The sequence below is a fragment of the Paenibacillus sp. FSL R5-0378 genome, assembly GCF_038009285.1.
In the GTDB taxonomy this organism is placed as follows: domain Bacteria; phylum Bacillota; class Bacilli; order Paenibacillales; family Paenibacillaceae; genus Paenibacillus_AQ; species Paenibacillus_AQ favisporus.
Genome location: NZ_JBBPAY010000002.1, coordinates 360,123 through 374,264 on the forward strand (window position 1 = coordinate 360,123; position 14,142 = coordinate 374,264).

General features: G+C 44.5%; 18 protein-coding genes. 4 read left to right on the forward strand and 14 right to left on the reverse strand.

Features of this window, described 5'->3' with window-relative positions; genetic code table 11:
* Nucleotides 1-625 precede the first annotated feature (625 nt).
* Entirely contained in the window at nt 626-1,183 is a 558-nt protein-coding gene (locus MKY74_RS35125; RefSeq protein ID WP_084204293.1) for a hypothetical protein, read from the reverse strand.
* 314 nt (nt 1,184-1,497) lie between these two features.
* A complete protein-coding gene (locus tag MKY74_RS35130) occupies nt 1,498-1,665 on the reverse strand; it encodes a hypothetical protein (protein WP_167372956.1) in 168 nt (55 codons plus the stop codon).
* A 916-nt stretch (nt 1,666-2,581) separates the two neighbouring features.
* Between MKY74_RS35130 and MKY74_RS35835 the strand changes: the two genes are divergently transcribed.
* Entirely contained in the window at nt 2,582-3,088 is a 507-nt protein-coding gene (locus tag MKY74_RS35835; protein ID WP_167372958.1) for a PBECR4 domain-containing protein, read from the forward strand.
* Between the two features lie 131 nt (nt 3,089-3,219).
* Here MKY74_RS35835 and MKY74_RS35135 read toward each other — a convergent pair whose 3' ends face one another.
* From MKY74_RS35135 to MKY74_RS35170, 8 genes are all read right to left on the reverse strand, one after another.
* On the reverse strand, nt 3,220-3,699 hold the full coding sequence (locus tag MKY74_RS35135) for a hypothetical protein (protein WP_076176862.1): 480 nt from the start codon (nt 3,697-3,699) through the stop codon (nt 3,220-3,222).
* Between the two features lie 53 nt (nt 3,700-3,752).
* On the reverse strand, nt 3,753-4,271 hold the full coding sequence (locus MKY74_RS35140) for a hypothetical protein (protein ID WP_076176861.1): 519 nt from the start codon (nt 4,269-4,271) through the stop codon (nt 3,753-3,755).
* A gap of 255 nt (nt 4,272-4,526) precedes the next feature.
* Nucleotides 4,527-4,823 (reverse strand): hypothetical protein, encoded by a 297-nt coding sequence (locus MKY74_RS35145; protein WP_076176860.1) that lies wholly within the window; start codon nt 4,821-4,823, stop codon nt 4,527-4,529.
* Nucleotides 4,824-4,880: 57 nt separating this feature from the next.
* Nucleotides 4,881-5,720 carry an ArdC family protein gene (locus MKY74_RS35150; protein ID WP_076176859.1) on the reverse strand — a complete coding sequence of 280 codons (840 nt, stop codon included), beginning with the start codon at nt 5,718-5,720 and terminating at the stop codon, nt 4,881-4,883.
* Nucleotides 5,721-5,816: 96 nt separating this feature from the next.
* Nucleotides 5,817-6,098, reverse strand: a complete 282-nt coding sequence (locus MKY74_RS35155; RefSeq protein WP_084204291.1) for a hypothetical protein — start codon at nt 6,096-6,098, stop codon at nt 5,817-5,819.
* 4 nt (nt 6,099-6,102) lie between these two features.
* Nucleotides 6,103-6,297, reverse strand: coding sequence for an aspartyl-phosphate phosphatase Spo0E family protein (locus MKY74_RS35160; protein WP_244169469.1), 195 nt, complete (start codon nt 6,295-6,297; stop codon nt 6,103-6,105).
* Nucleotides 6,294-6,455: a hypothetical protein gene (locus MKY74_RS35165; protein ID WP_167372955.1), complete on the reverse strand. Its 162-nt coding sequence runs from the start codon at nt 6,453-6,455 to the stop codon at nt 6,294-6,296. Before MKY74_RS35165 ends, MKY74_RS35160 begins: the two co-directional genes overlap by 4 nt.
* A 262-nt stretch (nt 6,456-6,717) precedes the next feature.
* Complete coding sequence (locus tag MKY74_RS35170; RefSeq protein WP_167372954.1) at nt 6,718-6,888, reverse strand: hypothetical protein; 171 nt, start codon at nt 6,886-6,888, stop codon at nt 6,718-6,720.
* Nucleotides 6,889-7,961: 1,073 nt separating this feature from the next.
* Here MKY74_RS35170 and MKY74_RS35175 point away from each other — a divergent pair.
* Nucleotides 7,962-8,588, forward strand: a complete 627-nt coding sequence (locus tag MKY74_RS35175) for an FMN-dependent NADH-azoreductase (protein WP_076176858.1) — start codon at nt 7,962-7,964, stop codon at nt 8,586-8,588.
* Nucleotides 8,589-9,010: 422 nt separating this feature from the next.
* Here MKY74_RS35175 and MKY74_RS35180 read toward each other — a convergent pair whose 3' ends face one another.
* Entirely contained in the window at nt 9,011-9,481 is a 471-nt protein-coding gene (locus MKY74_RS35180) for an AbrB/MazE/SpoVT family DNA-binding domain-containing protein (RefSeq protein WP_076176857.1), read from the reverse strand.
* Between the two features lie 987 nt (nt 9,482-10,468).
* On the opposite strand from MKY74_RS35180, the gene MKY74_RS35185 reads away from it, so the two are divergent.
* Nucleotides 10,469-10,597, forward strand: a complete 129-nt coding sequence (locus tag MKY74_RS35185) for a YjcZ family sporulation protein (protein ID WP_208629404.1) — start codon at nt 10,469-10,471, stop codon at nt 10,595-10,597.
* Nucleotides 10,598-11,029: 432 nt separating this feature from the next.
* Here the strand turns inward: MKY74_RS35185 and MKY74_RS35190 are convergent, their stop codons facing one another.
* Nucleotides 11,030-11,374, reverse strand: coding sequence for a response regulator (locus MKY74_RS35190; protein ID WP_167372953.1), 345 nt, complete (start codon nt 11,372-11,374; stop codon nt 11,030-11,032).
* 315 nt (nt 11,375-11,689) lie between these two features.
* Between MKY74_RS35190 and MKY74_RS35195 the strand changes: the two genes are divergently transcribed.
* Nucleotides 11,690-12,028: a hypothetical protein gene (locus MKY74_RS35195; protein WP_076176854.1), complete on the forward strand. Its 339-nt coding sequence runs from the start codon at nt 11,690-11,692 to the stop codon at nt 12,026-12,028.
* A gap of 1,300 nt (nt 12,029-13,328) precedes the next feature.
* On the opposite strand, the gene MKY74_RS35200 is transcribed toward MKY74_RS35195, so the two are convergent.
* Both MKY74_RS35200 and MKY74_RS35205 read right to left on the reverse strand, forming a co-directional pair.
* Nucleotides 13,329-13,532: a hypothetical protein gene (locus MKY74_RS35200; protein ID WP_076176853.1), complete on the reverse strand. Its 204-nt coding sequence runs from the start codon at nt 13,530-13,532 to the stop codon at nt 13,329-13,331.
* A gap of 28 nt (nt 13,533-13,560) precedes the next feature.
* Nucleotides 13,561-14,052, reverse strand: a complete 492-nt coding sequence (locus tag MKY74_RS35205) for a hypothetical protein (protein WP_076176852.1) — start codon at nt 14,050-14,052, stop codon at nt 13,561-13,563.
* Between the last annotated feature and the right edge of the window lie 90 nt (nt 14,053-14,142).

The following is a 14,142-nucleotide window of genomic DNA, read 5'->3' on the forward strand; positions in this document are numbered from 1 at the left end:
CCAAGCACAACAGCAAAAGTGTTTGGCCAGGTTGAATGTACAGCGATCTGCAGCATAGGTCGTATCAAAGAATTTTTTCGAAGTTATTTCCAGTGGATAAATTGATCGATATGGTGATACCGGTTTTATTTAAACAATAATTTTTAACTGTCCCTCATTGAAGCCACTGAAAAGTTGTTAATAATCCCTTTATCCTTTGACCATATTTTTTGAATTTTATCCTCAATTGTATCATACCGATAAAGATTTCTTTGCTTAGCTTTTGTTCCATGATCATCTTGAAGAACATTATACTTCTGAGGTACTCCAATAAAATAAATAAATCTGTCCTCTGAAGAGGAAAACTGAGGTTGTTGGAGGCTCAAAAGTTCCTTACTGGATGATGAGAGTATCGGGTTAATAGCTCCATTGTTAGTGTTCATTTCATAAATTAAAAAATTGGCATCACTAGAATCTGGCTTCTCATTTACTGAAAATATGATTTTACTTCCATTTGAATTAACTGAAAAGTCTTGGATATGTTTTCGAATAAACCCTACATCCTTTAATTTAAACCCATTTGGATTGTAAATGCTGAACGTATATTGGGCTGGTTTAAATGGTCCCTGATTTTGATTAAAATCTTCTATATTTTGATGCGACTCTGTTTAGAAAAACTAAGAACGTACACATTTCCATTTGGACTTACATTAAAATTTTTGACACTCGTATCTTTTTCATCGCTATTCCAAACGTTCATTTCCTTCGATTTTAAGTCATATACGGCGATATGGAAATTCCGGTCTCCATTTAATAAAACACGCATGTAAACCTTCTCTCGTTCTTCGTCTAATTTCAAATAATCAATAGAAGAAAAGTCTGTTGTTAACTGTTGCTTATCTTTATTTTCAAGATTGATTTTAAAAAGCTGCGTTTGATGATTAGAATCAAAATCAGTAAAAAATAAGTTCTTATTATTCCCTGTCAAGGCAGCAGTTGGGTAGTCCGCCGCACCTTTGGTATATACAACATGATTTTTCCCCTTAAAAAAATTAATATATGTAACTTTAAGTTCTTGGCTAGTGAATGTGATCAGTAACTTGTCGCTACTTAATTGCTTCGCGCTACCCTTATCCAATATAAACCAAGCAGCACATGCTAAGAGAAATAAACAAAAAATAGTATATAATATAGCTCTTTTCACATCTATTCCGCCTTTTAAAAACAGAAGTAAAGAGAATAATTCTCTCTACTTCTGTATAGTCTATACTACGCCAGTATTTTTAGCTGCTGTAAGAGTAATAACCATTATAGATGTAGCCATTAATCAGGTTTGCACCGAGTACTTGCTCAAAAACATAGGGCATAATATCTAAAATAACCGAGGAGCTTGACCCCCCCAAGGATCCAGTATCCCACTTTTCCAGTGCAGCCACTTTACCATTATCCAGATTTTTCACCAGGATCTACGTTCCGTTGGGTGGGTTATCAAATCCAATTTTAGTTGCACAATCATAGTTACCTAAAATGTGGTAGTTTACCATTACCATAATCAACGGTTTTTCCTACGCCATTGTACCAAGAAATTTTTCCATGAGCTGAGAAGGCATAAGTGTTATTTGAAGGATAGAATGCTAAAGCAAACATAAACATGAACGCGATTCCCATTGCCAGTAATCTTTTCATTGTTTACCTCCAATATATATGCTTTTTTAATGACTAGTTTGGGGAAACTAGTTTTTTCTTTTACCCAGCGCTAGGTAGCTTATATATTCGTTGACCGAAAGATAATTCTTTCTATATATTGAAAAAAATATATGTTCGATGCGATAAGGGACTAAAAGGAGAAAACTTGTGGTAGGGTACGAGTGGACGTTATTCGAACCGGTCTTGCGCAGTGTGAGCGGAGCCTAGTCCTTTCAACCACGATATCTTGAAACCAAACGAAACGTACAAATGGAGAAAATCATGACCACCCGCTCCAACGGGGTGGAACGGACAATTTCCGATATGCAGATGGGGGCAGTGAGAGTTCTCTCCAGTTGCTGTAAGGCAGTTTTTAAGTGGTCTTCAGTGTTTTGAAAATCACTGCTCACGGCGATGATGGTTGAGTACCCTTTATTTTTGTTCCTCGATTCCATCGATTAACCGACCGCGTGGTTGAGCTACAGCTCGGACAACTTCAATGACCGTCATATGACGGTCATGCAAAGGACTTCCCCCACTTAGAAGAAGGAAAACTCATTGACTATAAGCATAATCTGCTGTAAAATGGACTATAGTAAACGTAAGGGCGCAAGCCATCCGGAACGACAGCTCTGGATTCTCCGCCGGGGGGACGTTAAAAAATACCGTGTAGTCGAGCATTTGGCTGTCTCTATTTTTTTTAAAACTGTCAGCTCTGATGATGAAAGTCATCAGAGCTTTATTATTTTTATTTAAGGGGACTACCTATGGCTTTGCTAGATTTGCCTGGCTTACTTGCGCTCCAGGTAAAACCAACAATAAATCAAATTGACTTGTCTCTTCTGCAGCAGTTTTACGAAACCCAACTTAGCCCAAATACATATATCTACAATCTCTCTTCAGGAGAGCAGATTAGATCAAATTCGAGCCCCACCGTTTTTGCCACCTTCTGGGTATCGAAAGCATTGTTCAAAAAGCTTTACACTGGTCTAAACACAAAGAGTACAAAGGCCGTCTTGGATGGGATAATATAAAGAACGGGTCGCTCAACTTTAGACACCTCAAAGACAAAGCCGGGAAGGCCGAGTTCAATAGTAAAAAAGATAAGATGCTTTACTTTTATCTTCTTCCCAATCTCCTTAATTCCGCAACAATAATGATTAAGTTTAATCCAGTACCTGGAAGTAGTGTCCAATGCGAATTGTTGCTCTACAGTCAACTTGAAGGGATTTATTTGCATCTAGGTATTGAAAAAGAAGACGATGGAAAAAGCTATTTTCCTCGAACATTTCTGATTGAACGCATCACGGCATCTAATCCAGGAACGCGGTTCATTGATGGACAACCTGACACGAAAACCGTAGTTAGCTTCGAAGTACTCGAAACTGACGGGGATGCGCAAAAGTCCTTATCTATTCCTTAATAACTGATCTCGCCATGATTGGATTGTTACAATTCTTCCAGTCGATTCTTGGGTAGCAACGTAGCAGGCAACCGCATATTCATGGTTTTCATGAGCCCTTAAGCGCTCCAAAAAGTTATGTGGTGAAGGTACTAATCAAGTGAGCCAGATACATATACGACTTTACCGCTTAAGTCGTATCCAGTCATTTTCATAGGCGGGTATTGCGGATCATCCATCATTAAATAAAAATAAGTTAAATTATCAGATTGCTGTATCGTGGCTTCTTTTTCGATTTTTTTTGTTTGTATCACTATTTTTTTGATTTTATCGTTATCAACAAACATAGGGTTCTTTTCGTCCATGTTTGTATAAGCCCAATCGATATCAGCATCTTTATCAATTGCAGAGTTTTGACCAATCACCCAACTCCAATCATTTTTTTTATGCTTTAGCAATCCAATGTTTAATTTATCTTCATTTGTTATTTTATCTTTATTTGTATAAATTAATATGACCAATTCGTTAGTCGTATCAAGTGTTTTTAAAATTTTATCGTATTGGATATGTCTCTGTTCTAAAGCCTGTTCGATGGTACTTGGTGTTTTGGAGCAACCTAATAATAAACTCAAGATTATCAGACAAAGAATTTTTTTTGATCATCATGACCTCCCCTCTGTATACTTCAAACGGAACCCTGCCGCTGTCTTCTACTTTTGGATATCTGCATCGGTTTGGCGTTGATCTCCTGGATCCGCGCCAGCAGCTCGGCCAGGTACCTGTCTGTGATTTTCGCCGGAAAGTCGCCGGTGCGCTCCCGCAAAATATTCTCGATCACCCACGCCTTCCGTGTCCAGTACTCATAAGCTTCCCCTGTCGCCTGAACGGACTCCTTGTACGCCTGTAAAAGAGATGGTTTTGCGTCACCAGCCTTGTTAAAAACACGGACATAGTTGTAACTATTCGCGCGTTTGGAACGCGCATAACGAAGCAGAAAAATAAGCTGCACCGTTGAAAATGTCATCATCTCCGGTGTCGAACACGAGAGCCAGGCTTCGGGTGGAGCATATTCTTCCGAAACAGGTTTGCGGCGGCCATCTTCCTGCGTGTCATCGGAATGCAAAGTCATTCTGCAGAATTCACAGCGATAAAAGGTCGCGTCCAGGATTTTCAGTCCACTGGCACAATAGGGGCATGTCCTCATAAGGGTTTATCTCCTTCAAACGGAATTTATAATAACGTCACTACGGAGTAATACGTAAAGCCTCCTTCTTCGTGCAAACGCTCCTTATTTCCATGTTGACTTGGCCGGTCATGGCCCATCATCAAACGTCAAGGTTTACCATGGCCCAACATGGCCAGTCATCATAAACGTCCGCTCAGGGCCCAACGAAAGGAGAAGTTTGTCTTCTTTTAGGATGGGGGGTCCGGGGGGATGAGATCCCCCCGGCCGCTCGGCTTACAGCAAAAGCTGCAGGCCGCTTTCCTTCATTTGAATCAGTGTATCATAGAGCTCGGGAATTTCCGTATTGGCATCCTCCCAGCCGTCCCCAATCTCCCAAGAAATTGCGGACCCATCAAAGATAATCAAGACATTCGTTTTATAATTGCTCTCATCGCGAAACGTCGCATCATACGTATAGCAAGGGTTCTCCCCAGCTTGGACTTGAATGTCCTTTTCATCAAAATCAAAGAAATTGAGCTGCTGAAACGCCCTGCAGAACAGCACATAATCCGAATACGTAAGTTGATCCACTGTGGTTCCCTCCCTTTCATGAATGGAATCCCGGGGGCCAAGCCCCCGGACCTTGCTTTATGCCTCGCTGCTTTCGAACGTGATGCCCTGCATATAGTCCGCAGCGCGCTGCGCCTTGCCTGCTGCCTGTACGATTAGGCGCTGATCCTCTTTCAAGGCGCGCAACCAGCCATTGATATAAGCCGCGCTGTTTTCCATCGTCGTATTGTCGATGCCGCAGACGGCACACATCATGGCCGCGCCAATCTCGGCAATAAGTTCTTCTTTCGAATAGTTCTCGTCTCCGAACGCGGCCAGCTCAGTAATGCCGGATCGGTTCAGCCGCTTTGCATGACCGGTGGAATGGACGAGCTCATGAAATACGGTGCAGTAATATTCTTCGGGCTGATCATAGTCCACCAGCGGCGGTACGCTGATGATGTCATCTGCAGGCCGGTAGAATGCCCGTCCCGGTGCAAACCGGATCGGCGGCCGATCGGCGTAACCGGCAATCAGCTGTTCTGCTTCTTCAATCGGATCATGATCCTGTTGGGCTCCCCCGTCGCGCTTGCTCTGGAGTCCCTCGCATTGCGTGGCGATATTGAAAACCCGGTAATACCGCAAAAGAGGTATTTTCTCAAGCTCGCCGGTTTCTTCGTTTTCCTTCTCCAGCCACTTCCAAAACACCACGATTTCACCTTTAGCACCTTTCTTGACGGTCCCGCCTGCCTCCGTAATGCACTTGAATGTGGCATACTCCCCGGCCTCCAGCAAGAACGCGTTAATGCCTCTATACGGCCTTTGTGTCTGCCAGTTCACGGCCGCGCCACTGCGCCACGGTCGGCGCCACGGAATCACGCCCGCCTGCAGCAGCTGAATAATTTTATCGGTGACCATCTCATAGATTTTTTGACTCATGTTTGTTCCCTCTCCTTTGCCTGTGGTAAGATAGAGGGGCGAAGGGGTCTAAATCTTCGCCCCGGCTCGGTTGCTCCCTTAAAGCAAACGGGCCTTTTAATATTCCTCCGGGAGCAGCAATGTGGTGGCGCTTCGGTCATGCTCGGTGATGATCCAAAACTTCATCCCGTTCGCGCTCGTATACGCCGACAGGATCCGGAATCCATCCGCCAAAGCTTGGTCATTGCTTCGCTTATCTACCTCGTCCACCTCGCCCCAATCCCCACCGATATGGCGCGTCAGTGCAGATATCCGGTCTGCCTCCGTTGTTGATTCCATCACACCCGGTGTAGCAAACACTTGCCCCAGCGGAAACTTCCCGCAAAATACATGTCTCACTCGCTCATTCCTCCCCTTTCGTCAGTCGGTTGTACTGATTCAGCACCTCGTCCAACTCCATCGACTTTTTCAGTACCGCTTGAGCCATCGTGCCCATTTCCAACACTAATGCGTTCAGTTCGCGCCGCAGGCGCTCGATTTTTAAGATCAGCTCGGTTTCGCTCATGTCCTTCACCTCCTTTCCCATGCGGAATGTCACGGCGTTTGACTCCCTATCCGATGAATCAGCTCCCGGTATTCCTCCTTGGTTAACGTCTCGTATTGCACCCGCTGCCCTTTCCACAGGATTTTGACCTTTTGATACATCCCTTTGGCGATTACGCCGGAAACCATGGCTTGTTTTGAACTTGTTTCCATCTGCTTGTCCTCCTTTGGTTTTAAGAATTCCGGCGGCCACAGCCGCCGGCGGATTTTTACTGCCGTCCATGCTGTTTTTTCATGGACCAGTGAAGCCAAAACCGAATGCCCTGCAGTACAAGGTCCATCAAAATCAGAATAAAAATGGCCGTTTCCATGGGCTTGTCCTCCCTTTGAAAAATGGTTGTGCGGATGGTATGATGACAGGGTAAGGAGTGAAGCAATTCCCCTTACCCTTCCTACCTTTCATGGGGCTGGATGGCTATCTTGGTTTTTTTCTTTTGGGCTTCGACCGCCGTGAACGGTCGGAGCCTTTTGCCTTTTCTTTGACCGAAAGCCATTCAATAAAGGCTTTAACAACCCCTAAAAACTGAATGACCACCTGCAAAATTGCCGCAATCAGCGTCAACATGACCAGCGTTTCAGGCTTCATCGATTTTCCCTCCTTTCTTTTGGGTTTTGGTTTGTCAAAAGAGCGTTTTTTTGTTTTTGCCTGCCGCATGGCTGGCTTCCCCAAAGGGGAGTTTTTTTCCCTTTTGACAAGAGCTTGGGAACGCGAGCCATGCCGGGCGGTCAAGGGATAAGCGCAAAAGTTTTTTCCTGCTTCTCTGCCGATCTCCCAGGAGGAAAAAAGTTTTGAGCCCCTTGACCGTCCGGCCGCCTACTTGGCTTTGGACAGGTGGAGGGCGAAGCCGAGGAGGCTCCGCCTGTCCAAAGGTTAGTAGGCCTGGCTCGCGTTACCATGCGGAAGGCAAAAGGGAAAAAAACGCCGTACAATCAAAAGAACCGGCCACCGGCCGGTTCTATCCATTCATCCCAGAGTCACCCCAGAGGTTTTCGTTTTTATGGTTTTGACTTTAAAGGCTTCCTTGCGAGTCCCGTGAAGAATTCCAATGGAACCCGGTGCTTTTCCGGGGTCGCTTGGAATTTAGGGACGGTGAACCGGGGGAACAGAAAAAAGTTTTTTATTAATTTCAAAAAATACCTGTTACCTTCGTGGGGGATCAAACGTCTAATAAGAACATAAATAAAACCCGCCAAGCGATTTCGGCAAAAATCGGTGACGGGGATATGCTAAAGGTTAGTTAAAGGATAGTTTGGTTGTACTCATGATCGTTTGGCGCCAACGTAGCGGTTGGTACCGTTGCTTTTGCCCTACTGCCCAACTGAAGGCATTGGAGGGCATATTAGCCCAACTCCTTGACGAGTTGGGCTTTATTACGCTTTCGTCGGGATCATTGAGCAGCCAGAAAACAAGCAGCCTCCTAAAAAATTTTAAACACGATCCAACCTCCCTATTCTCCAGGACAAGTGCCTCGACGTCAAAATAAATATGATGTGACTTATACCATTAAATCGTTCCCGAGGGGCCGACAATGTCAGAAGGCGTGGTAAATCCATGTTAGTTTTATTTCCAAGTATGACGATAGGCTGTCATACTTTTTATATTACCTTAAGGTTGTCAGAAACAAATGAGACAGAATCAACCTTAGGAGGGATTAACCAATGGCAAAACTATTGATGGTTAAAGCAAATGATCGGCCGGCCAATCAATCCGTAAGTGTTCGAATGTATGAGGCTTTCTTGCAGGCTTACCAAGAATCGCACCCGGATGATCGGGTGGAGGTGCTTGACCTCTACGATGTCGAACTGCCGTATTATGGCGATAAGGCCATTAGCGGACTCCACAAGTTGAATCATGGTTTGGAACCCACACCGAACGAAGAGAAAGCTGCAAAACTGGTTAATCGGTATTTGGACCAGTTCCTCGAAATGGATAAAATCGCATTCGCCTTTCCGCTATGGAACAGTACGGTCCCTGCGCCGCTGATAACCTATATCTCCTACCTTACACAAGCAGGCAGGACATTCCGTTACACTTCGGAAGGCCCGGTCGGACTGGCGGCGGATAAGAAGGTTGCACTCCTCAACGCTCGGGGTGGGAACTATTCAATCGAATATATGGCTCCTTATGAGATGGCAGTGACTTATATGCGAAACATGATCGGCTTGTGGGGAATACAGAATCCGGATGTGGTGGTCATCGAAGGTCATCAACAGCATGGCGGCGACGTTAATGCAACGATAGAATCTGGGCTTCGGAACACTGCGGATCTAGCTGTCCGGTTCTGAGGATTTGAAAAATAGCGACGAAGACATACCATCATCCGCTATCCGTGTACATTTACTTTTCCAGGTGTCGAGAAATCGGATAAGTAAACACGAAACATGAAAAAGAACCGGCCATCTGGTCGGTTCCTTTTCATTTCCAAACATTTAAATGATACGGATCTTCCAAGGGTCTATACCATTAAAGAGATCTCCGCTCTTCTGTAGGAATGGACTTTTCGAATTAAACTGGCCATAGATTCACTTCACCTAAGCGCTCAAACAATTTGAGTCATGAAAATGATATGGTCATATGAGCCTGCTCAAAAAAGCCAACTCATTTTCCATGCGTTGGCTTTAGACTATTCTTTCACATATCTTGACGCTCTTTCTTTTTGGCGAGCATTTTTGTTTCAAAAAATCCGCCCCGTCTGAGCCCAACTTATTCATTCGAGTCGGCCCTTTTCATAAATGATTCGAAGTAATCGACTCACATAACCAGGGCTAAATCCGGCCATCCTGGCCCATTCTCCTTTGGTGGCATGAGGATGGGTGCGCATCACATCAACCAACCGTCTTATGGCTTCTGCCTGTTTTCCCTTGGCCTCCTCGGGTATCTCTGCCTTCCCCCTGCTTTCCAAGGTGACAGCGTTCTCAAGCCTGGCCATGGCTTGTAACTCGATCTCTTTCAAACAAGACTGGCAGACCAGTCGTGCCCGAAAATAGCTTAGCTCCTCCATCGATTCGCAAAACAGGCACCCGGTATGATACTGGCGTAACATTAATCGTTTTGCCTCTTCATCGATAAAAATTTCAAGTGGCTCTCCCTCATGGATCCCTAAAACACGCCGTAATTCCATGGGAATCACAACCCGGCCCAGTTCATCCACCTGCCGGACAATACCGATACTTTCCATCCCTTTTACCTCTTCCCCATATTCTTTCCCCAATTATTAACTCTTGGGGATTCGCGCGTCAACGAGATAAATTTAACTAGACCTTTAGAACATAGCAGCCCCACAATCGAAACAATGACCCATCTTCAATTTCATCCCGGTACATAGAAACAGTCCAATGAAGAAATACTGGTAAAAACTCCAACAAAGGAGCGAGTGTACACTGTTCTATGGAAACCAAAACTAAAAAGAAGTGGATTCAAGGCCACATCGCGGTTCAATGGATCCTCATCTACTGGACCCTATTCCACTTTGCCTTGAAGGGAACCGTTTATATAGAGATCAATAACCACGTCCAAGTGAATACGTTGTTTCCTCTTTTGGTTGCACTGACCAATCTTATCGTCCTGTACAGAAAAAAGGCTCAGCATGCACATCAATTCTGTCAAAGCATAATCGCCCAACCCAGAAACCCACGTTTGGCATAAGTTAATTTAAAGTAAGGAGTAGGCAGAAGGAGGTAACCATACATCGATGCACAAAAAGAATAAGCGAAAAATAAAGCCAATCGCTCTTATCCGGCCCAGCACCGGTCATGATAAACCAATGCGTGTCAACGCATCCATAAACGAGCTTGAATGGTTGGGCGAAAACAAATCTTCACAACTACCAGCAAACCAATCTAAAATGATATAACCTGCAGGATAACCAAAGCCAACTCATTCCTCCGAGTTGGCTTTTCTTCACTTCGAATGAAGGACTGACATAACGATCTGGGCCCGTCTGCCCTTACGACGAAAAACAACCCCTACATCATTCTAGATCGGACGCTTGAATCTCAGGTATAAAATTATTTATGGCAAGTAAGGGAAATGTCAGCATAACGGTTTTTGTCTTTTATCCCCGATTCTCCGTTGCCTATTTATCAAAGTCAGCTAATCCGTACAGGCGCTTCTGAAATGTAGAGCATACAGTAACCATGTATTTACCCGAAAAGGAGTGGATTACATGTCTAACGTTGTTGGTGGTGTAACCGGCGGAGCCGGTATGGCAGGTTTTGGCTGGGGAGGCGGCATAGGAGCTATTTTAGTTCTGTTTATCTTGCTGGTTATCATCTCTAGAGCATTTCTCTTTTAAATAAAGGTACAAAAACCTTGCCGGGCTTCGGCAAGGTTTTTTGCTCTATTGGAGGATGCAGATTGGTTTAATGAACAATCTGCATCCGTTTCGTATTAGATTTTTGTTTATTGATGAGCAGCACTTAAATATTTTAGGCCAAACACAAAAAAACCGCTTTGATAGGCAGCGGCCGCCTCTGCGATCACATCCTTTATCCGTTGCAGTCACGGGACAGAAGGTGCACTCAAGAAATGAGCCAAGGATGGAGTAATATAACATATGGTTCGCCCGAACCTTTTGCCACAAGTTCCTCTGTCATTTTCCAAACCACCGCGGTATGGAAAAAACCATTGCGAAGCCTCTCAACCCCTTTTCTTTCCACTCGATAAAAGACCACATGCAAACAACACAACTGGTCGATAACATCCCCAAAGTTACTTATTTTTGAAATCATGAAATCAATGAATCAATGCATTGTTTAATCCGGTTGAAACTAATAGGCTTTTCAATAAAATCCGCAAATCCTTGACAACGTTTCTTCTCACTTGGATTTGTTGAGACGGCAACGATATGTGGCGGGGTGGCTAAGGAGGAAACAATCTCTTCGGCCGCTGAAATTCCATCCATGAATGGCATGTAAATATCCATAAAAATGAGCTGATAAGATTTCGTCCTGGTCGCTGCGACGGCTTCTAACCCATTAGTCGCTGTGTCTGCAGAATAACCAAGTTTCTGTAAGATTCGAACCAATACGATGCGATTGATTTCATGATCATCCACCACAAGTACATCCATTGAAAACATCCTTTCATGAAGGTAAGAAGAGCATGATTAGTCCAATACAAGCACAAGCAATTTACCCGTCCAAAATTTAGAGGCTAACATTTAAACTTACCCATTTAACTCCAAGATAAATCGCATACAAACCAATATCTCAAAAAAAAACAATTATGATTTTAAAAAAAGGCTTCACTCATCAGCCCATACCTACGATTCAACCTAGCACGTGAAGTCTGCTCCCGCCTTTTCCCGTTTATTCGCCCAGCCCAGGAATCTTCTTTCGGCATAGACTGTTTTATCCAAAAGAAGCAAGAAGAAGGAGGCCCCGCATTGTTAAACAAGAAAAAAAAAAGGCGACCAAAGCCGATCCTTTTCCAGATCCCGCCCAAGTCCATCGACGATCGTAACAAACAGATGTATGTAAATGCATCTATAAACGAGCTTGAGTGGTTGGACGAAATGGAGGCGATACCGGACTCTGAGCAAGTTCATCTCATCGTAGAGCTCCCAAAACAGGTCTATGAGTATGTACTGAAAAATGAGGAAGAGTGGACCCGTTCCTTTCACAATAGTCTTCGAAGTGCCCTGCAACCAGTCATAGATCCGGAATCGATCCAGGCTATGAAATACCACCTCCAATTCGGTCGGTCGAATGGTGAAATAAAGTAAAGCCATAAATATCAATCCATTTTCACAATTTCAATTAGTCTTTTTAAGTGATCTTGGCAGATTTCAAGGAACCTAAAATAGCCTTCCCACACAAGGGAGGCTATTTTAGGGACTGGTTTGGTTTCAATTCATTTTCAAGGCAGGGATCCCCAATACTTGTTATGAATTGCATATAATAGTATATTCAATTTTTAATAAAAGGTTACTGGATATTTTTTTGTATCACAGCTAATCCGAAAGTGTATGGTTTGATTGGGTCATACCGTGCCACATGTATCATAATCCGGCTCCGATACTGTTTTCACACATGTTTTTATAGCTGCAGCGTTTTTCGGATATTTGACCGTAACGACTACAGTTATTAGCCATAGAATATACTGATCCTCCTTTGCCTGCGGCTTACACGTGGCTTCCTTCCAAAAACTGCGAGATAAAAGGTGGATCGCAGGGGCTGCAGTTGCCTAATAAAACGCATTCCAGGAAATCAATTTTCGGTTTGACATATCATTTCTTTGGCGGTTCCTCATAGGAGCAATCCGCACAGCGCATGAACATGGGGACATTGTGTAAGTAAATCCCGTGCTCTGAGCCCCTTTCCCTCCTCTTTTACGATTCAAGGACCACCTCTTTTTGAATTGTATTCTAATCAATAAACGAAGGAATTCAGATTAATTAGTCAATCTCAGTGTCAACTTGGGCCAATGTTACATACCTTATATTAATGACAAATCTTAACGAAACCGCCCCTCACCACCTAGGGGCTAGAGAACGCTCAGAACATTTAACAAACGGAGATCGTCGATTTTCCCTAGTCCGCGATGCGGGTCATTATTTTTTCCTCCTCATGGTCAATCAAAGTTGAACCCGTACGGACATCGGAAGGATACTAGTTGCTTGAGTTTGATGCCGACGACTGGCTCTCTCTCAATGCCTGGAATAGTTATGTAGTGAGGCTCGCCTGCACAATCAGGCAGGCGTTATATATATGATCATGTTCATTGGGGAGAAAGGAAGAATAAGCAGTCGATCTATCAGGAAAGGCCTTTATTCATCCATTCTCCACTGCCAAAGTGATCGAAGCCGGTAGTCCCATTGCCCCGCGGATGTTCAATACGGCCAAGCTTAAATCACTTTCCGGCTGGAACACGTCTTCCCCGTTCCACGGCCGGTTTATGAGGAAATTAAGCTGTCCAGTCGGCGCATCCGACTGCGCAGTATGGAAACACCAGCATGCGGATCATTACGCGGATTGGCCGATTTGGATAAAAGCCGAAGGCAATGGGCCGGAAATCATGATCGTTTACAGAGGCAGAATGCGGACCAACACCACGTTAGTGGTGGGAATGTTTACCCGCTGCGCCCTTGGGATGTAATTGGTAGTGACCGTATCTACGCCCAGGATACCGCCTGAAGAAGAAGCCAGGGTACCCTGTATAAACTGATTGGTCTGCAGCACTTCGACGTGTCTGCCAGAAAAGGCGGCAAGCGCTTCCTCAAAATTCATATCCCTTCCCTCCTGCTATCACTAAAATTTATGCAACGGCCAACAAACTGCGGAACGGAATCAGCACAGTACTTCCATCCAATTCAAGCACCTGCACATAATCTTCCCCAATCAGAACCAAGGTGCCGAAAATGGTTCCTACAGGTGTTTCCAGCGTTACGCGCGAGTTAATCCGGGGCGTCAGCAGAGCCACAATGCCTATCGGGCCTGGTGTTGGGCCTGGTGTTGGGCCTGGTGCTGGGCCTGGACCTGGAACGGGGCCCGGTACGCCGAGGCGGTTGTTCAGGCTGGAAACCTGCTTCTCCAGCGTACTGACCCGGGTCGAAAGCTCCGCCACGGTACCTACCAAACTGTGGAGTTGTTGTTTTAGTTTCAATATGCTGGCGGTCAGCCGGCGCTTAATATCATGGATCCTTTTCAGCAGCGGAGCCGGCTTCTTTTTATGGGGATGCCGCTTTTTTTTGTAATGTACGGGAATGTCGCAATCCTTTTCGAGTTTTTTCATCCGTACAAGCTGCACTTAACCTACCTCCTTTATAGTTTTTTGTACAATATGTAGGTGGTTGGCGATAGGTACCAAGCCAAGTGAAATTTGATCAAAATGTCTATC

Bases quoted from the DNA above. Each gene is read 5' to 3' on its own strand.
- MKY74_RS35175 (WP_076176858.1), top strand. From the start codon at position 7,962: ATGGCAAAACTATTGATGGTTAAAGCAAATGATCGGCCGGCCAATCAA.
- MKY74_RS35185 (WP_208629404.1), top strand. From the start codon at position 10,469: ATGTCTAACGTTGTTGGTGGTGTAACCGGCGGAGCCGGTATGGCAGGT.
- MKY74_RS35150 (WP_076176859.1), bottom strand. From the start codon at position 5,720: ATGAGTCAAAAAATCTATGAGATGGTCACCGATAAAATTATTCAGCTG.
- MKY74_RS35130 (WP_167372956.1), bottom strand. From the start codon at position 1,665: ATGAAAAGATTACTGGCAATGGGAATCGCGTTCATGTTTATGTTTGCT.
- MKY74_RS35190 (WP_167372953.1), bottom strand. From the start codon at position 11,374: ATGGATGTACTTGTGGTGGATGATCATGAAATCAATCGCATCGTATTG.
- MKY74_RS35140 (WP_076176861.1), bottom strand. From the start codon at position 4,271: ATGAGGACATGCCCCTATTGTGCCAGTGGACTGAAAATCCTGGACGCG.
- MKY74_RS35200 (WP_076176853.1), bottom strand. From the start codon at position 13,532: ATGAATTTTGAGGAAGCGCTTGCCGCCTTTTCTGGCAGACACGTCGAA.
- MKY74_RS35170 (WP_167372954.1), bottom strand. From the start codon at position 6,888: ATGAAGCCTGAAACGCTGGTCATGTTGACGCTGATTGCGGCAATTTTG.
- MKY74_RS35165 (WP_167372955.1), bottom strand. From the start codon at position 6,455: ATGGAAACAAGTTCAAAACAAGCCATGGTTTCCGGCGTAATCGCCAAA.
- MKY74_RS35180 (WP_076176857.1), bottom strand. From the start codon at position 9,481: ATGGAAAGTATCGGTATTGTCCGGCAGGTGGATGAACTGGGCCGGGTT.